Below are 22,901 nucleotides of genomic sequence, written 5' to 3'. Positions count from 1 at the left end.
TCATCTGTTCGACGTTACGCCCGATTATTGGGCCAGCTTCGCGCGGGACAGCCTGGGCGACATATTCGAACCTATTCGGCTCCCAGACCGGACCGGTTCATCCTGGGCATCACGATCGTGAAGGCTGAAAGGCCGTCGCGCCGCTCGTAGGTCACCTCCCCTCCGTGAGCTTCGGCGATACCGCGGACCACGGCGAGGCCCAAACCCGACCCGCTCTTGCCGTCGACGTCTTCCGCGCGTCGGAAGGGCTCGAACGCGCGCTTTGTGAAACCTTCCGGCATTCCGGGCCCCTGGTCGATGACGCTGATCACGACTTCGGCGTCCGACACGCGCGCCGCGATCTCCAGGACGCAGGGCTCCGCGTACTTCAGCGTGTTGTCGACGAGGGCGAGCACGGCCTGGCGAAGGCGCACGGGATCGGCGACACATCGGCCGCTGGTGAGCGTCATGCGCAGACCAAAGCCCGCCTTGTCGAGATCGCGCTCGATGAGACGCGCCAAACCTTCGATCTCCGAGGCCAAGTCGATTTCGACCGGCCGTAGTTGCAGCCGCCCGCTGTCGAGCAGGCTAACGACCCGCAAATCCTCCACGAGGCGCGCCAGGCCGTCGGCCTGCTGGTGAAGCGACTGCAAAAGCGCTGGGTCAGGCTGGAAGACGCCCTCCGCGATACCCTGAAGGCGGCCCTTCAGGATCGTGACCGGTGTCCGCAGTTCGTGAGCGATCAGGCTGTTCCAAGTGACGATGTCGTCGACCGCCTTCTCCAGGCGATCGGCCATGGCGTTGAAGTCGGCGATCATCTGGCTGGCTTCGGTCGGCGCCGGAGCGACGAGCGTCGCCCTGGCCGACAGATTTCCGTCGGCGATCGCGCGCGCCGCCTCCGCCAGAGTCTCGAGCGGTTCGACCATCCGTCGGGCGACACGCGTGGCGACAACGCTGGCGGCGATGCTGCCGAGCACGACGCAAACAGAGTAGATGGCCCACTCGACAGGCGCGGGAAACAAAGCGTTCTCGGCTGAAATCAGCTTGGGCGCGAACTGAAAGAGCAATCCATATGCCGCGAAGACAAACACCAAACTCAGGATCAGGGTCGCCAGCGTGATGCCGACGATCGCCAGGTTGAGACGTTGCGAAAGGCTCTGCGCTTTCATTGGTCCCCCAGCAGGCGGTATCCGAGCCCCCGGACATTGCCGAGCATCGCCGGAGCGCCCGCGGCCTCGAGTTTCTTGCGCAGCTTGCTCAGATGGCTGTCCACCGTTCGCTCCAGCGCGTCACCTCCGGACAGACAGGCGTCCAGCAGTTCGGCGCGCGTGTAGAGCCGCATCGGGGCCTGAGCCATGTGGAGCAGCAAACGAAATTCGGTGAGGGTCAAGGTCAGGCGGCGCGGGCCGTCGGGCGCGTTCACCGTCGCGGTGTGGTTGACGGGATCGACGTCCAGGGGCCCGGCTCGCGCCACGGACGCGGTGTCCCTGCCCGAGGCGCGACGCAGCACGGCCTTGGCGCGGGCGGCGACCTCCAGCGGATTGAAGGGCTTGACCACATAGTCGTCCGCGCCGATCCGCAGCGCTTGCAGTTTGTCTAGATCCTGGTCCAAGGCCGTCAGCATGATGACGGGCGTGCCGCCTCGCCTGCGGAGCTGCGCCAGCACCTCCCAGCCATCCAGCTTCGGCAGGCCGACGTCGAGCAGAACGATGTCGGGGCGAAGCGCCTGGTGGAGGTCGACCGCCGTCAGACCATCCCGCGCCGTGACGATCCTGAACCCTTCGCGTTCGAGGTAGCCCACGAGAATTTCCGCGATCTCGGGCTCGTCTTCCACGATCAGAACCAGGGCGTTCAAAAGGTCTCCAATGCGGCCGTGACCGGATCGTCCAGGCACTAACCACCCTTCCCCGGTCCACGCCAGAGCTCTCCACGAAGTCGCAACACAGCCTCCATGGTCGCGCAACCGCGCTCGGGCATAGGCCTCGGCGCCCCGGAAGGCGGGGCTCGGAGCCCGTTTCTCATGGATCGCCATCGTCGTCGCGCCGCCACGGCCCTCTTGCTGGGAGCCTCCATGCTCTCCGCCTGCGGCCAGGCGGAAGTCGGTGCCCTCGCGCCGCCGCCCGACGTGGCGGTGGCCACCGCCGAGATCGCGACCGTCACCCCGGTGGATGAGCTGCCAGCTCGCGTCGTGGCCTTCCGGACCGCCGAGATCCGTCCGCAGGTGTCAGGCGTGGTGACACAGCGATACTTTACGCAAGGCAGCGAGATCCGGGCCGGCCAGCCGTTGTTCCAGATAGACCCGGCTCCCTACAGGGCCGAAGCCGCCGGCGCCCAGGCGGCGCTGGTTCGCGCGATCGCCGTCGCGGACCGCGCTAGGGCGCAAGTCGCGCGCCTGGCGCCGCTCGTCGAAGCCGACGCCATCAGCCGCCAGAGCTATGATGACGCCGTGACGGCCAAGGCGCAGGCGGAGGCCGACCTGGCCGAGGCGCGCGCGACTCTGCGCCGTCGCAGCGTCGAACTGAGCTTCGCGACAATCACGGCGCCGATCGCTGGGCGGATCGGCGAGGCCCAGGTCACGGAGGGCGCCTTGGTCGCCACAGGGGGTGCGGCTCCCATGGCGACCATCAACCAGATCGACAGGGTCTATATCGACGTGCGCCAGCCGTCCGCGCGTCTCGAAGCGCTGCGCGCCATGGCGGGCGGCGGAGCCGGTCGCGAGGTGGAAATCCTGACGCCATCCGGCGCGCCCTATCCCCGCAAGGGAAAGATCCTGTTCTCAGGCGTTACGGTCGATCCCGCGACAGGCGACGCCGTCGCCCGCGTCGAGATCGACAATCCCGATCGCGCGCTGCTGCCCGGCATGTTCGTCCGAGCCCGCCTGCCACGTGCGCCGATCCAGGGCGCGGTGCTGACGCCTCAGCAAGCCGTGCTGCGCGACAGCGGGGGCAAGCCGAACGTCAGCCTGGTGAACGCCAAAGGGCAGGTCGAGACCCGCGCCATCGAGGTCGGCGACGTCGTGGATGGTCGTTACGTCGTGACCCGGGGATTGAAAGCCGGCGAGCGCGTGATCGTCGAAGGCCAGGACCGGGTCGCCGCCGGCGCTCGGGTCAAGACCGTCTCGTTCCAAACCCAGGCGCGCTAGTCCCATGCCCAAGTTCTTCATCGAGCGCCCGATCTTCGCCTGGGTCATCGCGATCGCGATCATCCTGGCCGGCTTGATCGCCATTCCGCGCCTGCCCGTGGCGCGCTACCCCGTCGTGGCCCCGCCCACGGTCAGCATCTACGCGAGCTATCCCGGCGCGACGCCGCAGACCATGAACGACTCCGTCGTCGGCCTGATCGAACGCGAACTCTCCAGCGTCAAGAACCTGCTCTACTTCGAAGCCTCCACCGACACGTCCGGTTCGGCGACCATCACGGCGACCTTCAAGCCGGGAACCAATCCCGAACTCGCCCAGGTGGACGTCCAGAACCGTCTGAAGACGGTCGAGCCCCGCCTGCCCCAGGCCGTGCGCCAGACGGGCGTCAGCGTCGAGAGCGCCGCGTCGAACTTCCTGATGATGGTCAGCCTGCGGAGCGTCGATGGGCGCGACGACGAGGTCGCGCTCAGCGACTACATGGTTCGCAACGTCGCCGACGAACTGAAGCGCATTCCCGGCGTCGGACGCGTTCAGATGTTTGGCTCGGAGCGCGCGATGCGGATTTGGGTCGATCCGAACAAGCTCACCGGCCTCAATCTTTCGCTGAGCGACGTCACCGCGGCGATCGCGGCGCAAAACCAGCAGCTGGCGCCCGGCGCCCTGGGCGGCGAACCGACGGTCCAGGACCAGCGCGTGACCGTGCCGCTGACCGCGGACGGTCAATTGCAGACCATCGAGCAGTTCAAAGCCATCGTGCTGCGCGCCGCCACCTCGGGTGCGCGCGTCACCTTGGGTGACGTGGCGCGCATCGAGTTGAACTCCGCGAACTTCAACTTCGCCAGCCGCGAGAACGGTCAGCCGGCGACCGCGCTGGGCGTTCAGCTCTCGCCGGGCGGCAACGCCGTGCGGACGGCCGCGGCGATCCAGGCCCGGCTGGACGAACTTCAGAGGGCTGCTCCAGCCGGCATGAAACTAGGCATCCCGTTCAACACCGCGCCGTTCGTGCGAGTCTCGATCGAGAAGGTCGTCCAGACCCTGGTCGAGGCCATGGCGCTGGTGTTCCTGGTGATGTTCCTATTCCTGCAGAAGGTCCGCTACACGCTGATCCCGGCCATCGTCGCGCCGATCGCGCTGCTGGGCGCGTTCACGGTGATGCTGGCCGCCGGCTTCTCGATCAACGTTCTGACCATGTTCGGCATGGTGCTGGCGATCGGCATCATCGTCGACGACGCCATCGTCGTGGTCGAGGCCGTCGAGCGCATCATGGCGACCGAGGGTCTTTCGCCCAAGGAAGCCACGCGCAAGGCCATGTCGGAAATGACAGGTGCGATCATCGGCATCACCGCCGTGCTGTCGGCGGTCTTCATTCCCATGGCCCTGGCCGACGGCTCGGTCGGCGCGATCTATCGCCAGTTCACCCTGTCGATGGCCGTCTCGATCCTGTTCTCGGCCTTCCTGGCGCTATCGCTGACCCCGGCTCTCTGCGCGACCCTGCTGAAGCCGATCGACGGTCACGCGCCGAAGACGGGCTTCTTCGCCTGGTTCGACCGCCACCTCGACCGGCTGACCGAGCGCTATGAGCGTCTGCTGGGCGGCGTCCTGCGCCGTGGCGGGCGCGCCATGGCGGCGTTCGCCGTGGTCGTCGCGATCGTGGCCGCCGGCTTTGCGGTCATTCCCTCGGCCTTCCTGCCCGAGGAAGACCAAGGCTACTTCATCACCTCGTTCCAGCTGCCGGCCGACGCGACCGCCCGGCGCACCAACGAAGCTGTCTCGCGCTTCGAGCACTACACCCGTACACGCCCCGGCATCGAGACCACCCAGGCGGTCACCGGCTTCAGCTTCGCCGGCCAGGGCCCCAACGCGGCGATGGTCTTCACGATGCTGAAAGACTGGAAGAACCGCGACAGCGCGACCAGCGCCGGCGAGGTCAAGGCCGCGACCGAGGCCATGATGGTCCAGCGCGAGGGCCAGGTGATGTCGGTGATGCCGCCGTCGATCGACGAACTGGGCAATTCCTCCGGCTTCACCCTGGCGCTGCAGGATCGCGCCAACCGCGGTCCCGAAGCCTTGGGCAAGGCGCAGGCCCGGCTGCTGGAGCTGGCGGCCCAGAGCAAGCTCGTCACCGGCGTCTATCCCGAGGGGCTTCCGCCCGGCTCGACGGCGCGGCTGGAGATCGATCGCCAGAAGGCCCAGGCTCTCGGCGTGTCCTTCCCAGCGGTCGCGGACACCCTCTCGACGGCGCTGGGGTCCAGCTACGTCAACGACTTCGTCAATGGCGGCCGCCTGCAGCAGGTTATCGTCCAGGCCGACGCGCCGTTCAGAATGCAATTGAGCGATGTGCTGAAGCTGTATGTTCGGAACGAGACCGGCGGGATGGTCGCGCTTTCCGAGGTGGTGACGCCGGTCTGGACCACGGCGCCGGCCCAGATGACGCGCTTCAACGGCTATCCGTCGGTCAGGCTGACGGGGTCGCCGGCGCCGGGCGCCTCGAGCGGCCAGGCCATGGCTGAATTGGAACGCCTCGCGACCCAGCTTCCCCAGGGCTACACGGTCGCCTGGACCGGCCAATCGTTGCAGGAGAAGCTCGCGGGCGCTCAGGCTCCTGCCCTGCTTGCCCTGTCGATGTTGGTCGTCTTCCTGGTGCTTGCGGCCCTCTACGAGAGCTGGTCCATCCCCCTGTCGGTGATGTTGGCCATTCCGCTTGGCCTGGTTGGCGCCTTGGCCGCGGTGCTCATTCGGGGCCTGCCCAACGACATCTTTTTCAAGGTCGGTCTGATCACCATCATCGGCCTGTCGGCCAAGAACGCCATTTTGATCGTGGAATTCGCCAAGGCGAGCCGCGCCCAGGGTATGGCCCTTTCGCAGGCGGCGATCCATGCCGCCAAGCTTCGCCTGCGGCCCATCGTGATGACCAGCCTGGCCTTCACCCTGGGCGTCGTTCCGCTGGTGATCGCCTCGGGCGCCAGCGCCGAGACCCAGCACGCGATCGGCACCGGCGTCTTTGGCGGCATGATCACCGGCACCGTGCTGACGGTCGTGCTGGTCCCCCTGTTCTTCGTCCTGGTCGTCGGCGCCGCCGAGCGCCTGTCCGATCGCCGCCGGGCCGCCCCGGCCGAGGAGGCCTGATCCATGCGTTGCCTGATCCTGTGCGGCGCGGCGCTGCTGGCCGCCTGCTCCACCACGCCGCGCCTGGACTTGCCGGCGGCGGCGGTCGCGACCGCCTACCCCGTCATTGAAGGCGGCGTGGCGACGGGCATGCCCGAGGCGCGGTCGCTGGCCTGGCGACAGGTCTATGGCGATCCCAGACTGCAGGCCCTGATCGACCAGGCGCTGGACCAAAGCCGCGACCTGCGCACCGCCCTGCTGAACGTCGAGGCCGCGCGCGCCGAAAGCCGCATCGCCCGCGCCGCCCAGGCCCCTGGACTGGAGGCCAACCTGTCGCGAACCGAAGACCGGTCCCCAGCTCAAGGGCGGTCGATGACCTATGCGGCCAATGTCGGGCTGACCGCCTTCGAACTCGACCTGTTCGGGCGTGTGCGCGCCGAATCCAGCGCGGCCTTTGAACGCTACCTGGCGAGCGAAGCGGGGGCGCGCGCCGCCCGGATCGCGCTGATCTCGGCGGTCGCGACGACCTATCTCGACGAGCGGCTGGCCGAAGAACAACTGGCCCTGACCGAGTCCACCCTGGCGGACTGGCGCGCCTCGCTGGACATCGCTCAACGGCTGAAGGCGGCCTCGCAGGCGAGCGGCCTGGACGTCGCCCAGGCGGAAGGCTTGGTCCGCCAAGCCGAGGCCGACCGGGAGGCTGGCCGCCGGGGCCTCGCTCAGGCCCGCAACGCCCTGGCGCTTGTCATCGGCGGCCCCGCGTCGCCCTCGCTTGCCGCCCCGATCCCGCTCGCCGGTCAGCCGCTCCCGACACAGCTGGAGCCCGGCTTGCCGGCCGAGCTGCTGACGCGACGACCGGACATCGCCCAGGCCGAGCACGCCCTGCGCGCCGCCAACGCCGATGTCGGCGCCGCGCGCGCCGCTTTTCTGCCGAGGATCACCCTGAGCGGCGCGTTCGGCGGCGCCAGCACGGACCTTGGCGCGCTATTCAATCCGGCGAGCCGAGCGTGGTCTTTCGCGCCCCAGATCACCCAGCCCATCTTCCGGGGAGGCCAGTTGCGGGGGGCGCTGGCCCTCAGCGAGGCTCGTAAGTCGATCGCCGTAGCGGCCTACGAGCGACAGATCCAGGTCGCTTTCCGAGACGTGGCCGACGGTCTGGCCGCGCAAGCCACCTACGCCAACCAGACATATGTCCAGGAGGGCGTCACGGAAGCGGCGCGTCGGCGTCTGCAATTGTCGGATCTCAGATATCGCGCCGGCCTGGACAGCCGTCTCGAACTGCTCGACGCACAGCGCGCCGATTACGCGGCCAGGCAGGCGCTGTTGGCGCTCAGGCATGACCAGCTTGCGGCCATGATCCAGCTTTACGCCGCGCTCGGCGGCGGACTGGATCCGGCCTGGCGATGGGTATCGAAGGAAGAAATTTGATGACCTCTCCCAGTGAAGACGCGACGCCGCGCCGCTACCCCTCCTCCATGCGCGCCCTGCACTGGCTTCGCGCGATCCTTCTGCTCGGCCTGATCGCCCTGGGATGGTGGATGACGAGCCTTCCGGACGCCGCCCCGATCAAGTTCGCGCTCTATCCCGTGCACAAGCAACTGGGCGTCACGGTCTTCCTGATCGCGATCGTGGCGCTGATCGTGCGCGGGCGTTCGACCTTTCCCGGCGAGCCGCGCGGCCTCTCGCGTTGGGAGGCGATCCTCTCGCATATCACCCATCGGGCGTTGCTGGTCCTGGCCTTGGTCGTGCCCTTGATGGGCTATGCGATGTCCAGTTCCTACGTCGACAGCGACGGCGTGCCATTCCTCTTCACGAGGCTGCCGGAACTGCTGCCCAAGAGCGATGTAGGCTTCGCGGTTTTCCAGTGGCTTCACAGGATTCTAGCCTACGCGCTGCTGGGCTTCGCGCTCCTGCATGTCGTGGGCGCCTTGAAACACCGCCTGACCGATCGCGGCGGCGAGACCGACGTGCTCGGCCGCATGACGTGACGCGCGGCGCGCCGCTCGCCCGCCGCTTCAGCCCCGCATCCTCCGCCCAACGCCCCGCGCCGTGAACGCTCCCCCTACGCCATCGACGCGTCCCCTGGTCCTCGCCTATCTCGCGCGACGTGAGGACATGCGTCGCTTTTTCTCCGTCCGGACCGGCCGACGCGGAGAGGTGGAGGACCTGATGCAGGATCTCTACCTCAAGGTCCAACGGGTGGAGGGCGAAGTGATCGAGAACCCGTCCGCCTACCTCTATCGACTTGCATCGAACCTGCTGTTGGATCAGCTGCGCAGTCAGCGACGCGCCGAGGCTCGCGACGCCGCCTGGCGGCGCGTAAGCCACACGAGCCTAGGCGGATCCGATATCGCGGACACACCGGACGCCGAAGCCGCCGTCTGCGCTCGCCTGCGCCTGAAGCGGCTGACCGAGGCGCTAGCCGACTTACCGCTCAAGACGCGGCGCGTCTTCTGGCTGCATAAGTTCGGAGAATTGACCCACGCCCAAACGGCTGAGCAACTTGGAATTTCGCGAAGCGCGGTCGAGAAGCACATCTCGCGCGCGCTCAAGCACCTGATCGCGAGAGTCGGGCGATAGATTTCTACGGGTGTCGAACCACGAGCTGATAAGCATCCTGGCCCCGTGGCCTCGATGAACCACGGTGCGCCAATAGTGGAAGTTGGCGTCGGCGCGCAAAGCAGACATCGACGGCGCGGCGACTAGTCCACGCCGCCCCGAGACGGTCCGTCAGGCTGTTTCGACAAAGCTGGCTTGGCCACCGAGCATACGAAGTTGCGAGCGTCGTTCGTGTCGCCGACGCCGCGATACCAAGCCTTGGCGGGATAGGCGCAGAGCGGCCTCTGCAGCGCGACGCCTTCCGCTGGCGCGGCGCCGACATATCGCGTTGCGATGACCCGGGATGGCGCGGCGCCCCTCCCGACCCACGCCGAAAGCGCCGTGAACAGATCGTATTGAAGCGTTGCCGATGGCGGCGGCCTAACGACGCCGTTGGCGGCGTTGAAAGCGTCCGGCCCCGGCCCGCCGCCGCAATGGGCGACGCCCGGGGCCATGAACAGCCGGGCGAAGCTCTGCGCCTTCTCGATGCCGCCCGCGTCCCTGGCGACGCGGTCATAGAAGGCGATGGTCTGGTCCGGCGGCACCAGGCTGTCGGCCCACCCATGATAGACGATCAGCTTACCGCCGCGCGCGCGGAAGGCTCGCAGATCGCCCCGCGTGGCGTCGTTCACCGACGCGTCCAGCGCCGCGTCGACCTTGGGCATGTCGCGCTCGACCTGGAATCCCGCCCAGTTCCAATCGGCCCCGAACACCCACTTGAACAGGCTGACGAACGGTGGCTGCCCCTTGGGCCGCGACTGCAGGAAGTCCCAACCGAAGTGTCCCGGCGCTTCGCTGCCCTTCGGCCAGCCGAAGAACTTGGCGCGCCCCCTGCGATCCGTGGGTCCCGAATAGAAGGCGCGGACGGTCGCAACCTCCTGCCGTGTCAAGCAACTGGGACCGTCCCCGCCCCTGCAGAGAAGCGTGGCCGGATCGAACCGGCAGGCGCGCGGATCCCCCAGGAACGGATCGCTGGCGAGACCGCTTCCGCGACCACCGCACCGCGCCAGAACCGCGGTGTTGAGGGTCCGCAACTTGGCGTCCGACAGGTGGCTTCCCGGCCACAGATTGGCCGCCAGATCGTTCCACAGCACCGCCGCGTGTCCCCAGGTGCGATTGATCACCGGCGCGCCTACCAGGATGCCGTCGTAGTCCTCCGGATAGTACAGCGCTTCGATCAGGCCCTGCTGCCCGCCGGTGGAGCATCCGGTGTAGAAGGCGCGCTCGGGCTTTGCGCCGTAGTAGGCCTGGGCAATCGCCTTGCCCGTGACCGTCATGACGTGCGCCGAGAGCCGCCCCCAATCTCGCCACTTGCGAGGGTGACCGATCAGGGCGTCGCCTTCGAGCGGCGTCGCCGGCGCCGTTCCGGTATCGGTCACGGCGCTGGCGTAGCCTCGGCGCACACCTGCGGCCATGGCGCCGTATCCGGCGGGGAGAACGCCCCCGAAGCCGCCATTGCCGTTGCCGTGGAAGACACCTTTCCATCCCGTCAGGGGCAGCCACACCTCGACGCCGACGTCGGAGTCCGGCGCCGCCCTCACCGAAGCCACCACGCGACAGAAGGCGGGCGTCTCAGGCGAGAGCGTGAGGCCGGGCATCCCGCCCGCCGGAACCGTCGTCGCGCTCTTGATCACCGTGTCTGGCAATTGCAGGTCGGCGAGCGCCTCGCATGAGGCCGCCCAGCTCTGGGAGGCCATGCCCCATGCCAACGCAGCCACCGCCAGGGCGACACCTCGTCGCAGAGCCGCGTAGAAGCGTTCACGCCGATCGGGAGCTTGTCGGTTGGACATCAGATACTTCCCTATCGAGATGCGACATGTGTCGCGCATGGCGGGGCTGGAGATCACGAGCCTCGGATCCGGCGAGGGTCCACGATCTCCACCGGGAGACCGGCGGCGCGCTTCTTCTCGTCCATGACGGCCCTGGTCGCCAGGACCGTGGCGTCGATCCAGGCCGGCGGATCGAGCCGCCGGCCGATGAAGCCGAGGGCGTCGGCGAGGCGCGGCGACAGGGACGGTCCCACATGCTCGCCGCCTTGAACGAGCCGGTACTCATGGGCGACGCCGGCGTCGAAGAGCACCCGGTGCAGGAACTCGACGCCCTGGTTGAGATACAGCAGATCCTGGTCGCCGACGTCGAGATAGACGCCGAGGTCGATCAGCCGTCGCGGGTCGCGGTGAGCGATGGTCGCGGGATTGTTCGCGGCCCAGAAGGCGGTATCGACCGGCGCGCCGAAGACCCGCCGATAGATGTCGTCCGACCGCCAGAACTTGACCCGCGGACCGATGGCGTCCCAGGTCAGGGCGGGCTCGATCGCCGGTTCCAGCGCGGCGACGGCGCTGAAGATTTCCGGATGCTTGAACGCCAGTCGCAAGGCGCCCAGCCCGCCCATCGACCATCCGCCCACGAGCGTGTCCTTGCGCGCGGGCGAGACGTCGAGCGTCGCGTGCAGATGCGGCAGCAGCTCGGACACCATGAAGGTCTCCCAACGCTCGGAGCCGTCGCGGTAGTCCATATAGAGCGACCGGCGCGCGCTCGGCATGGCCACCACCAAGGGCGGGGTGCGCCCGTCCCCGATGGCTTGATCGATGACGGGTGCGAAACGGGCCAGATCCCGTTCGCTCCCGTCCCCGCCATGCAGAAGCAGGAGAAGCGGATATCGCTTGCCCGGCGTCGCGCCGTATCCCGGCGGAAGGTAGATCCCGACGGCGACCTCGCCGGGGACGGACTCGGATCGCAACCGGTCGACCTGCGGTTCGCCCCTCGCGGCTTTCGCCGCGCTGGCGCTGGCCGGCAAGGCCGTCGCCAGGGCCGCGATCGCGGCCAACCCTCTGCGGTTGATCATCGGGACCTTCCCCAGCCGAGCGCCGATCAGAATTGGCGGCTGAGCGTGACACCGTACATCCGCGGCGTCCCGATCGACCCGATCCGCGACGGGTTGGCCGCGACCCGGGTATTGGATTGAGTCACGTACCGCTTGTCCGCCGCGTTGCGGACCCATCCCGAGAGCGACCAGTCCCGATCGGCGGTCGCCACGGCCACCGAGGCATTGAGCAGGCCGTACGAGCGCTCGGCGTTCAGCGGGTTGTTGTAGAAGTCGAAATAGACCCTGCTCTGCCACTTGTAGTCCGCGCGGGCCGTCACCTGCAGGTCGCCCGAGATCGGGAAGGAGTACTCGCCCGACAGGCTGGCCTGCCACTTCGGGGCCTGGGTCAGGCGGTTGCCGGAGAGGTCCTTCGCCCCCGGCGGAAGCGGCTTGCCGTCGCTCAGCGTCGCCCCCACGCACCCCGGATCGGTCGGCGCGGTCGCGTACAGCGGATCGTTGTTGCAGAACTTGCCATAGGTCGCGTCGAGACGCGTCGCAGAACCCGTGAAGCGCAGCCCTCGGACCGGCGCGGCCTCGAACTCGAACTCGACGCCCTTGATCTTGGCCGTGGGCGAGTTTTCGACCTTGGGGAAGCGAACGCCCGTGGCCTCGTTGATCCGGAAGATGCTGGCCTGGAGGTTCGTATAGTCGGCATAGAAGGCCGTCAGGCCGAACCTCAGCCGCTTGTCGAACAGCGTCGCCTTCGTGCCCAGCTCATAGTTCCAGACATATTCAGGGTCGAAGAAGTTCACGGGCTGATTGACGTCGCCGAGCGTGTTGAACCCGCCGGATTTGAAGCCTCGCGAAACGCTGGCGTAGACCAGCGCCTGTTCGCTGGGCGCGTAGTCGAGCACGAAGCGGGGCGTGAAGGCGTTCCAGGTGTCCTTCGCGGACTTGACGATCCGAGAACTGACCGCGTTCAGGTCATAGTCCTTCCTGTCGGACGTATAGCGACCGCCGACCGTGGCGCGCAGCGTATCGGTCAGCCGATAGCGCAGCTGCGCGTAGGCCGCGTAGGAGTTCAATTCCTCCGACGGCAGCAGGACCAGGGAGTTCTTGACCGTCGCCGTGCTGAGATACAGCGGCTCGCTGGACTCGCCATGCATGTAGAACAGACCGCCGATGAGATCGGCTCGCTCGCTCAGCGTCGCGGTGGCCGTGAACTCCTGGGTCATCTGCTTGGCGTAGAGCCCGATCAGATCGAATTTCGAGCTCGGCGCGGGCGTGCCGTCGTTGTCGATATCCTGCAGGTCGATGTCGTGGTGGATGAAGCCGGTCGTCGAGGTGATGGTCAGATCCGGGCTCACTACCCAGGTCGCCAGGATGCTGGTGCGGAAATCCTGCACGTCGCGGCGATTGGGCTCGTTGTAATAGGCGGTCAGGTTGTTGATGTCGTTCCGCGGATAGGCGTAGCCCGGCAGTTCGTCGGGCGTCGGGATGGTGGGCACGGCCCGCCCCAGCAGCAGGGCGAACGACGGGTCGCCGCGGTCACGCGTATATTCGGCCAGGGCTCGCACGCTGAAGCCGTCGGACGGCTTGAACAACAACGTGCCGCGCAGTTGCGTCAGGTCCGTGTCGTCGTTGCGACGCCCCAGATAGGCGTTCTTCAGCCAGCCGTCGGCCCGATCCGTCTGGAACGCCAGACGCCCGAAAACGGTGCTGGAGAGCGGTCCGTTGACGAAGCCCCGGACGCTGGTCCGATCGTAGTTTCCGAGCGTCACGGCCAGTTCGCCCGACGGATCCTCGGTGGGCGTCCGGCTGTGGATGTTGATGGCGCCGCCGGTTGCGTTGCGCCCCGCGATGGTGCCTTGCGGGCCGCGAAGCACCTCGACGCGTTCGACGTCGAAGAAGGCCGGGTTCATCATGAAGTGGTTGAGCAGCGGTACGCCATCCAGCGAGACCGTGACGCCCGACTGGCTGCCGATGTCCTGCCCGGCCTGGCCGATGCCGCGCAAGGCGATGAACACGTTGGTCGAACGGGTGCCGAACTGCAGGCTGGGCGTGAGCTGGACGAGGTCACCGACCTCGCGGATGCCAGCCTTCTGCAAGGTGGCGCCGGAGACCGCCGTGATCGCGATCGGGATGTTCTGCAGCCCTTCGGCGCGCTTTTCGGCGGTGACCACGACCTCTTCGAGCGTGGTCGCGCTTTGCCCGGCGGACCTTGCGGGGTTCGAATGGTCTTGCGCCAGCGTTTGTGTCGGAAGCAGCCCCGCGCCCAGCGCGGCGGCCATGGACAGCATACTGGCGTGACGGATCAGTTCTCGGCGTTTCATTTCATCCCTCCCCAACCTTTGTGATTGGCTTCGCCGAAGTTCTGAGGCCTCCGGTCATCGTGAATTCTTGACGCGTGGGGGCGGAACGCCATGACAGGTTTGACGCGGCGATTTGGCCCAACTGACATCGCCGCCTAGGGCGTGGGCGGACAGCTTCGGGCAGGCGTGACGCTGGCGCCGCGCAAGGCTTCCGGAGTGGCGTTCGTGGCCATTTCAACGAGATAGGCGTGGAAGCGCGCCGCGCGCTCCAGCGCCGCGGGCGGCACGGAATAGAGGTCGTCCCCGCTCGTGTGATAGACGCCGCCTGACGCGATCATCTGGGTCTGGGGCACGCTCGTCAGGTCCGAAAATCCATTGAGATCGCCAGGCAAGGCTTGGTCGACGAACCTTTGCCCCTCCAGGCCAAAGCACGTGATCCCCTGGCGCCAAAGATCGATCAGGAAAGGCGCGCGGTTGTTGACCGCGATCTGCTTGGGCAGGTCGCCGGACGCGGCGACCATCGCCGAGCCGAAATTGTCGTTCCGCCGCTCGACATAGGTCCGCATCATGGCGCTCTGAGCCGGATGCTCGATGTTGACGATCAGGTCGGCCCTGGCCACGTCGTCCGCGTGCATCGCGCGGAACGCCCGCACGCCGTTGGCGCCGGCGCTGTGATGTCCGGCGCTGGCGACGAAGACCAGGGTCCGCTCGAGCTTCGGCTGCCTGGCGAAATGCCGGGCCAGGCCGATCATGACCGCCAGGCCCGAGGCGTTGTCGTCCGCACCGCCGAACCACCCATCGGCGTGGGCGACGATGATCACGGTCCGGTTCGTCCGCCCCGGCAGGGTGGCGACAACATTCGGGACGTCGCGGTCCAGCGTCTCCGAGGTTGCCGACAAGGTCGCGGTCACGGTCTTGCCGACCTTGGCCGCTTCGCCCAGCAGGGTCTGCACGAAGAAGCCATCCTCGCCGCCGACCGTGAAGCACAGTCGCCGACCACAGCCATGCCGATCCCGGTCAAAGCTCTTGAGGTTTCCGGGCTGCGCCAGGATCTCGATCGCGCCCACCGCGCCGGCGTCCATGACGGCGGTCAGGCGGTTCGACGGGACCGCGGCGTAGAGGCTTGGATCGGGCGTCGCGATGATGACGGCGATCTTGCCCTTCAGGTCGCGTCCGGCCAGGTCGGCGTCCAGGCCCTGTCCAGCATAGACCAGTGGCGCGGTGACCACGCCGACGACGGGGCCGTCGCCGCCGACCATCGCCGAGGCCAGGACGATGTCCCGGCTGCCCTGCCCCATCGCCTCGGCGCCCAGCAGTCGCACCTCGCCCCGAACGGGCAGGTTAATGCCGGTCGCGCGGAACGGCTCCCGGCGAACATCCACCAGCCCGGCGCGCCGCAGTTCCTCCGCTGTCCAGGCGATGGTCCTGTCATAGGCCGGGCGTCCGGTGACCCGGCCCCACAGATAGTCGCCCGCCGCCCGGCTCTCGTGCGAGAAGCCGACGATCGTCGCCACGTCCCGATGGATCGCAGCGCCGTCCAGGGTCGGATCCATCGGACCGGGCGCGAATACGGCCGGGCGCGCCGGCAGCCGCGCGTCGGCCGCCTCGAGCGGTCCCTTTTCGGGGTCGGTTTCCGGACCTGGCAGGCGTAGATTGAACCAGGCTGGCGTGTCGGATCTGGCGGGCGCCACGCCGCGCATGAACGGCCGGACGGCGGGCTGGACGATCGCCGGGCCGGCCATCGCGCCGACCATGGTCAGCGCCAGCAAGCCCGCGACCGCGCTCATCGGCCAGAGGCCGTCGTCCACCCCGGTCGACCGGCGCCGCCGACGAAGCCCCCCGCCACGCGTTGCTTCAGCAGGGCCGGCGGACGGAAGCGTTCCCCGTAGGCGTCGTGCAGGATCTGCTGAACCTGCAGGCAAAGGCCAGAGGACACCGCATCCATCAGGGCGAATGGGCCGATCGGGTGACCCAGCCCCAGACGACAGGCCGTGTCGAGGTCCTCGGGGGTGGCGACGCCCTCCTCCACCAGTTTGACGGCTTCGATCAGCATGGCGTGCAGCAGCCGGTTGACCGCGAACCCCGCCACGTCCTTGACCACGATAGGTGACTTGCCGATCCGTCGCAGGATCTCCACGACCGGGGCGGACGTCTCCAGCGCGGTGTCGAAACTGGGAATGACCTCGACCAGCGCCATGCGCGAGACCGGTGAGAAGAAGTGAGCGCCGATGAACCGCGGGCGACGCGCTGGGGCGAGCGCGGCGCTCAGCGTCGAGATCGGCAGGGTCGACGTGTTCGACGTCAGGATGCAGTCCGGCTGGCAGACCGCGTCGAGCGTCTTGAGGACCTCTTGCTTGACCTCGAGCGCCTCGAACACGGCCTCGCTGACCAGATCACACCCTGAAAGGAGGGCGATGTCGGTCGCGGGCGTGATCCGCGCCAGGGCCTCGTCCTTGGCCTCGGCGGCATACATCCCGCGCGCGACACCCTTGTCCAGCAACGTGGCCAGACGGTCGATCCCCCGTTGCAGGACGACCTCGTCCCGATCGTTGAGCAGAACCTCGAACCCGCCCAGGGCGAAGACCAGCGCGATTTCACCGCCCATCAGCCCCGCGCCCACGACACCGATCTTCACAGCCGTTCCTCCTGTTGGCCAACAGCCGCGGCGGCCTGGTCGGCGTACCAGGGCACCAGTTCCGGATTGGCGATGGTGTCGCGATTGATCACCTTGGCGATGGGCCAGCCCTGGAACAGGCGCTTGACCGGCAGCTCCAGTTTCTTGCCCGACAAGGTGCGCGGAATGCCCGGCGCCTCGATGTACTGGTCGGGGATGAAGCGCGGTGAGAGGCTGGCGCGGATGGCCTCGCCCAGGCGTCTCCGCATCTCGTCGTCCAGCCGACGGCCGGCGACGGGGGTGACGAACATCACCAGCCGGCTGCCGCCCTGATCGTCCTCGATATCCACGACCAGCGTGTCGGCGATGTCGGGCAAGCGCTCGACCGCGGCATAGAGCTCCGCCGTGCCCATGCGTAGCCCGTGGCGGTTGATTGTCGCGTCGCTGCGCCCGCTGATCGAACAACTGCCGTCGGCCTCGACGCGCAGCCAGTCACCGTGTCGCCAGACACCTGGCCACGTCGCGAAATAGGAGGATCGATACCGGCTGCCGTCTTCATCGCCCCAGAAATAAAGCGGCATGCTTGGAAACGGCTGCGTGCAGACAAGCTCGCCCACCTCGCCGACCACCGGCTGGCCATCTTCGTTCCAGGCTTCCACGGCGGCGCCGAGATGGCGGCACTGCAGGCGGCCCGGCGTCGCCGGCAATTCCCGGTTCCCCGTCAGGAACGCCGCGGCGATGTCGGTGCCGCCGCTGATGTTGCACCACCAGATGTCTTGCCGTCCCAGGCGCGCGAACTGGTCGGTTCCCCACAGCTGGACATCGGCGGGCAAAGGCGAGCCAGTGCTGCCGAGAGCCCGGATCACGCCGAGCTGGGCGTGATCGGCAAGGACGACGCCAGCCTTTTGGCAGCTGCTGTAGAAGGCCGCGCCCGCACCGAACCAGGTCACCCGATGACGTGCGACGAAGTCCCAAAGCACGCCCCAGTCGGGCCGCGCCTTGGGACCGCTGGGCGAGCCGTCGAACAGACAGATCGTGGTTCCGCTGAGCAGGCCGCCGACCTGCTGGTTCCACATCACCCAGCCGGTGGCGCTGTACCAGTGGAACCGCTCGCCGAACGTGTTCCGGGCATAGCTGGGACCCAGGTCCAGATGCATGTTGCCGACGACGGCCGAGACAATGACGCCGCCATGCCCGTGGACGATGGCCTTGGGCAGGCCCGTGGTCCCGCTCGAATAGAGGATCCACAGCGGATGGTCGAACGGCAGCCACTCGGGTTCGAAGGCCGCGACCTCGTCATCCCGTCGCGCCATCGCCGTCGTCAGGTCCACCGCGTCGACGATGCGCGATTGGCTGTGCCCGGTCTCGAGCACGAACAGCGCCGACACGGTGGGCAGGGCCTCGCCGATCTCAAGAATTGTCGCGACCCGATCCATGGCCTTGCCGCCATAGTAGACGCCGTCCACGGCGATCAGGACCTTGGGCGACGCCTGCCGCAGGCGGTCCAGGACGGCCGGCGCTCCCATGTCGGGGGAACACAGCGTCCACACGGCGCCGAGGCTGGCGCACGCCAGGAAGGCCACAACCGCCTCGGGGATGTTGGGAAGGTAGGCCGCCACCCGGTCTCCACGCTCCACGCCTTGGCGGCGGAGCTCCAGGGCCAGGGAGGCGCTGCGCTGGCGCAGGGTACGCCAGTCGATCTCGACGCTCTGGCCCTGCTCGCCCTCGGCGACGATCGCCGGCTGACCTGCGGCGTCGGCCATCTCGACGTGGCGGAAGACCTCGCGGACATAGCTGACCTGGGCGCCGTCGAACCAGGTGGCCTCGGGCATTTCACCGCCCTCCACGACCGACGTGAACGGCGTGGGCGACTGGACGCCATGATAGTCCCAGATGCTGCGCCAGAAGGCCGACAGATCGCGTGTCGACCATCGCCACATCGCTTCATGATCATCGAACCGCAGACCGCGTTCGCGCTCCAGCCATTCACGATAGAGCCGGATTTGCGGGATGGGCTCGTCCTGGAGCCCGTCGGCGCCGTCAGTGGGCATGGCGCATGGCCGCGTCATCAAGGCCCGCGGCGCTAAAGTCCTGGCTCATCGCCCTCCCCATCTTCCCAAGCGGGGTGGCTTTCCACCCTCTGAAGTTCGGGGAAACTGACACTCGCCCGGAGGAAGAACATGGCGGGAGTGACAAAAGGATTTGCCGGAAGTGACCGCGTCGCTCAGGCGCTCGCCGTCAGGAAATGCGCCGCTCCTTGAGCAGGGCTGTGGCGGCGGCGATCTTGGTCGCGTCGCCTGAAAAGGCCGAACGATAGGCCGAAGGCGCCATCCCGGCCCAAGCGAGGAAATGCCGCGAGAAACTGCCAGGTTCGCTGAACCCCAGCGCGAACCCGATGGCCGTGACCGGCGTGTCGCTGGCCAGGAGATAGGCGCTCGCCAGCTCTCCGCGCAGACGGGTCCGGATGTCCTGAAAGCTCTCGCCCTCAAGGGCCAGGTCGTGCCGCAAGCGCCGGGGGCGAGTCCGCAGCCGCGCGGCGACCACCTCGATGGGCGCCGACCACAGGCCGGCCTTCTGCAGGTCGACCAGCACCTGCTGGGTGCGCTCGCGCCAGCTCGGCTCGCCGGCGGGCGCGGCGAACCAGTCCGGCGCGCTGGCGTAATAGTCCTCGTATTCCTGGATCGATCCGTGCACCAGCCTGACCGTCAGGTCGCTGAAATCGTAGCTGAGCGCATCGACCGGGGCGTCGAAGCGGACGGGGCAGCGGAACAGCGCGAAGCGATCGAAGCCATTGCGCTGCACGGGTCGCGGCGCGCGCACCGACACCTCGCGCAAGGCCAGCGGGCGACCGATCAACCAGCTGAAGAGGTGGTAGATCCACACGAAGCGAATCCAAACCAGGATGTCGCGATCCACGCCCGGAACGGTTTGGTACTTGCAGATATGCTGCAGCCCCGAGCCGTGCTCCTCGGTGATCCCGGGCCCCACGTCAGTGGACATCGCGTCGGTGAACCGGATGCTGACGCGCAAGGCCTCGCCAAAGGTGGCGCAGTTGAGGAACGACAGCAGCCGTTCGGTCTCGAGCGCCATCCGGCAACCCTGCGCCAAGAAACCCAGATAGACGTCGTCGAGCGAGAACTGGATCTGGCGGACAAGCCGAACAAGCGCGGGGCCGTCGATGGCGGCGTCGGGATTGGCATAGACGCGCGGGTCGATCAGGGCCTGACGCAGGATGACGTCCGGTTCCTTTCCCTTGAGGACAGCGCCGCTCAGCAGGGCCGCCACCGCTTCGCCGTCCAGGCCCTGTTCCAGCTTCCTGTCCTTCCCCGCTTTATTCTTGGCGTTCTCGAGGGCGCGCCCGCGCCTTCATGGCACGGTCGCAAGCGCCGTCAAGGCGCTGATCCGGGCGCGCCGCGCGCTGGTCACTTGTGTCAAATCTCGGCGTCATCCGCGCCATGGCAAATCGCGTCGTGGTCGGACATCGATGGCCAGTTGCCCCGCGCTCAGCCCGCGCGAGGCCCGGATCGAGAAGAAACGCTCCCGGCAAACGGGAGACCGCGGCAGCCCCGAAAATAACGGGCGACGCCGCATGACATAAGGGAGGGATACCATGGGAAGTTCTTCGAACGGCAAGGCGCGCCTTGCCCTGTCCGGCGTGTCCACCCTGGCGCTGGTGCTACTGGCGCCGGGCGTCGCCGGCGCCCAGACCGCGCAAGAGCGTTCGGAGGTGGTTTCCGAGATCGTCGTCACCGGATCGAGCATCCGAGGGGTTCCGCCCACCGGCTCCAACCTGATCAGCGTGTCTCGAGACGATATCCGGACCATCGGCGCGAACACGACGCCGGAGTTGCTGGCCAGCGTGCCGCAGTTGAACAGCTTCAACACCGCGCCCCGCGCCGCCAACGGCGGCGCCGGCGCCTTCGCGCCGGGCCTGCGCAGCCTGCCTGCCAGCGCGACCCTGCCGCTCATGAACGGCCACCGGCTGGTGGCCGGGGGTACGAACCAGACCAATCCCGATTTCCCGTTCCTGCCCGAACTGGCCATCGAGCGCGTCGAGATCGTCGCGGACGGCGCCTCGGCGATCTACGGCTCGGACGCGGTCGCCGGCGTGGTCAACTTCATCACCCGCAAGCGCTATTCCGGGGTCGACGCCTCCGTGCGCTACGGCATCGCCGACGACTACCACACGCTCAGCGCCAGCGGCCTCTTCGGCAAGGACTGGCAAAGCGGATCCGTCGTCGCCGCCTACCAGTATGCGGAAAACGGCAACATCGTCGGCGGCGATCGCGACTACCGGATCGTCGACCTGCGCCCCTATGGCGGCGTCGACACGCGCACGACGGTCTGTCCGACCGCCAACGTCCGGGTCAACACCACCGGCTATGCGGTCAACTACGCCGCGCCTGGCCTGGCCGCCAACACCACCAATTCCTGCGACAATGGCGCGGTCGCCGACCTCGTTCCGAAGTCGCGGCTGCACAGCGGCTATCTGGCGGCCCAGCAGGACCTGAACGATCGCATCACCCTGTGGAGCGAGCTTCTCTATTCGGATCGCAAGGACACGGTGCGGGCTCCACCGCCCGCCGGGGCCGGCGCCTCGGGCGGGGTGATCCTCAACAACATCCCCGGCTTCGCCAACCCGTTCTTCCAGACCCCGCCCGGCAGCGGCGCCACGACGGAATTCGTCCAGTTCAGAACGGACAACCTTTATGGGGCCGACCACATCGACAACATCTTCCGCGTCCGCGCCGGCAACTCGTCGACAGGCCTGGACGCCAAGCTGCCCCATGATCTGAAGCTGAGCGTCTATGGCACCTATGACTGGGCCAGGAACGACTCGTATCTGCCCGCGATCAATCCAGCCGCGCTGGACGCCGCGGCCAATGGAACCACCGCCGCGACGGCGCTGGATCCGTTCGGCAACGGCACCTCGTCCGCCGTCGCCGCCAAGATCACCGACTACGCCGGCGATCTCGTTATCTACCAAAAGACCTATCTGGGCGCCGCCAAGATCGACGGCCCCCTGGCCGAGTTGCCCGGCGGACAGCTGAAGATCGCCGTGGGCGCCGAATACCGCCACGAGACTTTCGAGCAGCGTGGGATCTACGGCGGGTCCCAAGTGCCCGAGAACCTGACCCGCAACATCGGGTCGGTCTATGGCGAACTGTTCATCCCCATCTTCGGCGCCGACGCCCAGGCGCCGTTGATGCGCAGCCTGGCCCTGTCGCTTTCCGGCCGCTACGACCACTACAGCGACTTCGGCTCGACCAAGAATCCGAAGATCGGGATCAATTGGGAGCCCGTGAACGGCCTCATGGTTCGCGGCACCTTCGGCCGCTCGTTCCGAGCCCCGGGCCTGCGCGACGTCGGCGCGACGGTCGGCGCCTACTACTACAACGCCGCCGCCATCGCCGGCAGCACCTTCCGCGACCCCCTGCGTGGCGCCGCCCAGGTCGACACCGTCTTCCTGCTGGGCGGCAATCGCGGCCTGCAGCCGGAAAAGGCCAAGACCTATTCGCTGGGCGTCGACCTGCGCCCGGCGGTGATGCCCAACTTCCGGGGCAGCATCACCTATTACGACATCCGCTATACCAACGTGATCGGGACGCCCGGCGGCGCCATCGCCTTCACCGACCCGACCTTCGCCTCGGTGGTCTATCGCAATCCCACCGCCGCGCAGCTCTCGAGCCTTCTGGCGATCGCCGTGCCGGTCAATTTCGCGGCGGGAGCCCTGCCCGCGATCGGCAATCTGCTGGACTTCCGCCAGGGCAACTTCGGCGTCCGCAAGACGAACGGCCTGGACGTCGACTTCGGATATCGCCAGCCGACCAGCTTCGGCGCCGTCTATGCCGGAATAGCCGCCAACTACATCATCCGGTTCCAGACCCAGCTCTCGCCGACCGCTCCGCTCTCGAACAGCCTGTTGCTCGGCGTGCCCCAGTCGACCCTGCGCGGCACGCTTGGCGCACAGTTCGGCGCCGTCAACGCCGTCGGCTTCGTCAACTATCGCGACGGCGTCAGGAGCCAATACGCCACGCCCACCGGCACGGCGGGCTATCATGCCAACGCCTATACGACCGTCGATCTGCGCGTCTCGACCAAGCTGCCGGACACGGGCCTGGCGAAAGGGACCGAGCTGAGCTTGCAGGTCAACGACCTGTTCGACCAGAAGCCGCCGTTCTTCCCGGCCGCCGACGGGATCGGCGGCAGCTACAATCCGATCGGCCGCTATGTGGCGCTGAACCTGCGCAAACACTTCTGATCGCGCGCCGTCGCCGCGACGTCGCCCGCCGCCGCGCCTTCCCAGGCGGCGGGCGACCACCGTCCGCGCCCGAGACGGGCGAACG

15 protein-coding genes are annotated in these 22,901 nt (G+C 67.7%); 6 read left to right on the top strand and 9 right to left on the bottom strand.

Going from position 1 to position 22,901, the window contains the following annotated elements; genetic code table 11:
- Positions 1 to 71: 71 nt before the first annotated feature.
- Complete coding sequence (locus tag MZV50_RS11315) at positions 72 to 1,148, bottom strand: sensor histidine kinase (protein ID WP_252634688.1); 1,077 nt, start codon at positions 1,146 to 1,148, stop codon at positions 72 to 74.
- Positions 1,145 to 1,834 (bottom strand): response regulator, encoded by a 690-nt coding sequence (locus MZV50_RS11310; RefSeq protein ID WP_252634687.1) that lies wholly within the window; start codon positions 1,832 to 1,834, stop codon positions 1,145 to 1,147. Before MZV50_RS11310 ends, MZV50_RS11315 begins: the two co-directional genes overlap by 4 nt.
- A 165-nt stretch (positions 1,835 to 1,999) precedes the next feature.
- Between MZV50_RS11310 and MZV50_RS11305 the strand changes: the two genes are divergently transcribed.
- The 5 genes from MZV50_RS11305 (at position 2,000) to MZV50_RS11285 (ending at position 8,804) form a co-directional block, all read left to right on the top strand.
- Positions 2,000 to 3,121, top strand: coding sequence for an efflux RND transporter periplasmic adaptor subunit (locus MZV50_RS11305; protein ID WP_252634685.1), 1,122 nt, complete (start codon positions 2,000 to 2,002; stop codon positions 3,119 to 3,121).
- A gap of 4 nt (positions 3,122 to 3,125) precedes the next feature.
- The gene (locus MZV50_RS11300) at positions 3,126 to 6,245 is read left to right on the top strand and encodes a multidrug efflux RND transporter permease subunit (RefSeq protein WP_252634684.1); all 3,120 of its coding nucleotides are present in this window, start codon (positions 3,126 to 3,128) and stop codon (positions 6,243 to 6,245) included.
- A gap of 3 nt (positions 6,246 to 6,248) precedes the next feature.
- Positions 6,249 to 7,652 (top strand): efflux transporter outer membrane subunit, encoded by a 1,404-nt coding sequence (locus tag MZV50_RS11295; protein ID WP_252634682.1) that lies wholly within the window; start codon positions 6,249 to 6,251, stop codon positions 7,650 to 7,652.
- On the top strand, positions 7,652 to 8,212 hold the full coding sequence (locus MZV50_RS11290; protein ID WP_252635228.1) for a cytochrome b: 561 nt from the start codon (positions 7,652 to 7,654) through the stop codon (positions 8,210 to 8,212). Before MZV50_RS11295 ends, MZV50_RS11290 begins: the two co-directional genes overlap by 1 nt.
- A gap of 61 nt (positions 8,213 to 8,273) precedes the next feature.
- The gene (locus MZV50_RS11285; RefSeq protein WP_289781918.1) at positions 8,274 to 8,804 is read left to right on the top strand and encodes an RNA polymerase sigma factor; all 531 of its coding nucleotides are present in this window, start codon (positions 8,274 to 8,276) and stop codon (positions 8,802 to 8,804) included.
- Between the two features lie 122 nt (positions 8,805 to 8,926).
- Here the strand turns inward: MZV50_RS11285 and MZV50_RS11280 are convergent, their stop codons facing one another.
- The 7 genes from MZV50_RS11280 to MZV50_RS11250 form a co-directional block, all read right to left on the bottom strand.
- Positions 8,927 to 10,612, bottom strand: coding sequence for a tannase/feruloyl esterase family alpha/beta hydrolase (locus MZV50_RS11280; RefSeq protein WP_252634679.1), 1,686 nt, complete (start codon positions 10,610 to 10,612; stop codon positions 8,927 to 8,929).
- Between the two features lie 53 nt (positions 10,613 to 10,665).
- Complete coding sequence (locus tag MZV50_RS11275) at positions 10,666 to 11,619, bottom strand: alpha/beta hydrolase (RefSeq protein WP_252634677.1); 954 nt, start codon at positions 11,617 to 11,619, stop codon at positions 10,666 to 10,668.
- A 74-nt stretch (positions 11,620 to 11,693) separates the two neighbouring features.
- The gene (locus tag MZV50_RS11270) at positions 11,694 to 13,961 is read right to left on the bottom strand and encodes a TonB-dependent receptor (protein ID WP_252634676.1); all 2,268 of its coding nucleotides are present in this window, start codon (positions 13,959 to 13,961) and stop codon (positions 11,694 to 11,696) included.
- Between the two features lie 134 nt (positions 13,962 to 14,095).
- Positions 14,096 to 15,727 carry a M28 family peptidase gene (locus tag MZV50_RS11265; RefSeq protein WP_252634675.1) on the bottom strand — a complete coding sequence of 544 codons (1,632 nt, stop codon included), beginning with the start codon at positions 15,725 to 15,727 and terminating at the stop codon, positions 14,096 to 14,098.
- Positions 15,724 to 16,575 (bottom strand): 3-hydroxyacyl-CoA dehydrogenase family protein, encoded by an 852-nt coding sequence (locus MZV50_RS11260; RefSeq protein ID WP_252634674.1) that lies wholly within the window; start codon positions 16,573 to 16,575, stop codon positions 15,724 to 15,726. The genes MZV50_RS11265 and MZV50_RS11260 overlap by 4 nt, the downstream gene beginning before the upstream one ends.
- Positions 16,572 to 18,605 (bottom strand): acetoacetate--CoA ligase, encoded by a 2,034-nt coding sequence (locus MZV50_RS11255; RefSeq protein ID WP_252634673.1) that lies wholly within the window; start codon positions 18,603 to 18,605, stop codon positions 16,572 to 16,574. Before MZV50_RS11255 ends, MZV50_RS11260 begins: the two co-directional genes overlap by 4 nt.
- Positions 18,606 to 18,792: 187 nt before the next feature.
- Entirely contained in the window at positions 18,793 to 19,839 is a 1,047-nt protein-coding gene (locus MZV50_RS11250) for an AraC family transcriptional regulator ligand-binding domain-containing protein (RefSeq protein WP_252634672.1), read from the bottom strand.
- 325 nt (positions 19,840 to 20,164) lie between these two features.
- Here MZV50_RS11250 and MZV50_RS11245 point away from each other — a divergent pair, with 325 nt between their 5' ends.
- Positions 20,165 to 22,816, top strand: a complete 2,652-nt coding sequence (locus MZV50_RS11245) for a TonB-dependent receptor plug domain-containing protein (RefSeq protein WP_252634670.1) — start codon at positions 20,165 to 20,167, stop codon at positions 22,814 to 22,816.
- Positions 22,817 to 22,901: the final 85 nt, after the last annotated feature.

This window comes from Caulobacter segnis (genome assembly GCF_023935105.1).
GTDB classification, from domain to species: domain Bacteria; phylum Pseudomonadota; class Alphaproteobacteria; order Caulobacterales; family Caulobacteraceae; genus Caulobacter; species Caulobacter segnis_B.
This window is presented reverse-complemented; position numbering and strand designations above follow the sequence as displayed.

Excerpts from the sequence above, each read along its gene's own strand:
- MZV50_RS11290 (WP_252635228.1), top strand. The coding sequence starts at position 7,652 with ATGACCTCTCCCAGTGAAGACGCGACGCCGCGCCGCTACCCCTCCTCC.
- MZV50_RS11295 (WP_252634682.1), top strand. The coding sequence starts at position 6,249 with ATGCGTTGCCTGATCCTGTGCGGCGCGGCGCTGCTGGCCGCCTGCTCC.
- MZV50_RS11315 (WP_252634688.1), bottom strand. The coding sequence starts at position 1,148 with ATGAAAGCGCAGAGCCTTTCGCAACGTCTCAACCTGGCGATCGTCGGC.
- MZV50_RS11270 (WP_252634676.1), bottom strand. The coding sequence starts at position 13,961 with ATGAAACGCCGAGAACTGATCCGTCACGCCAGTATGCTGTCCATGGCC.
- MZV50_RS11305 (WP_252634685.1), top strand. The coding sequence starts at position 2,000 with ATGGATCGCCATCGTCGTCGCGCCGCCACGGCCCTCTTGCTGGGAGCC.
- MZV50_RS11300 (WP_252634684.1), top strand. The coding sequence starts at position 3,126 with ATGCCCAAGTTCTTCATCGAGCGCCCGATCTTCGCCTGGGTCATCGCG.
- MZV50_RS11245 (WP_252634670.1), top strand. The coding sequence starts at position 20,165 with ATGGGAAGTTCTTCGAACGGCAAGGCGCGCCTTGCCCTGTCCGGCGTG.
- MZV50_RS11280 (WP_252634679.1), bottom strand. The coding sequence starts at position 10,612 with ATGTCCAACCGACAAGCTCCCGATCGGCGTGAACGCTTCTACGCGGCT.
- MZV50_RS11255 (WP_252634673.1), bottom strand. The coding sequence starts at position 18,605 with ATGCCCACTGACGGCGCCGACGGGCTCCAGGACGAGCCCATCCCGCAA.
- MZV50_RS11265 (WP_252634675.1), bottom strand. The coding sequence starts at position 15,727 with ATGAGCGCGGTCGCGGGCTTGCTGGCGCTGACCATGGTCGGCGCGATG.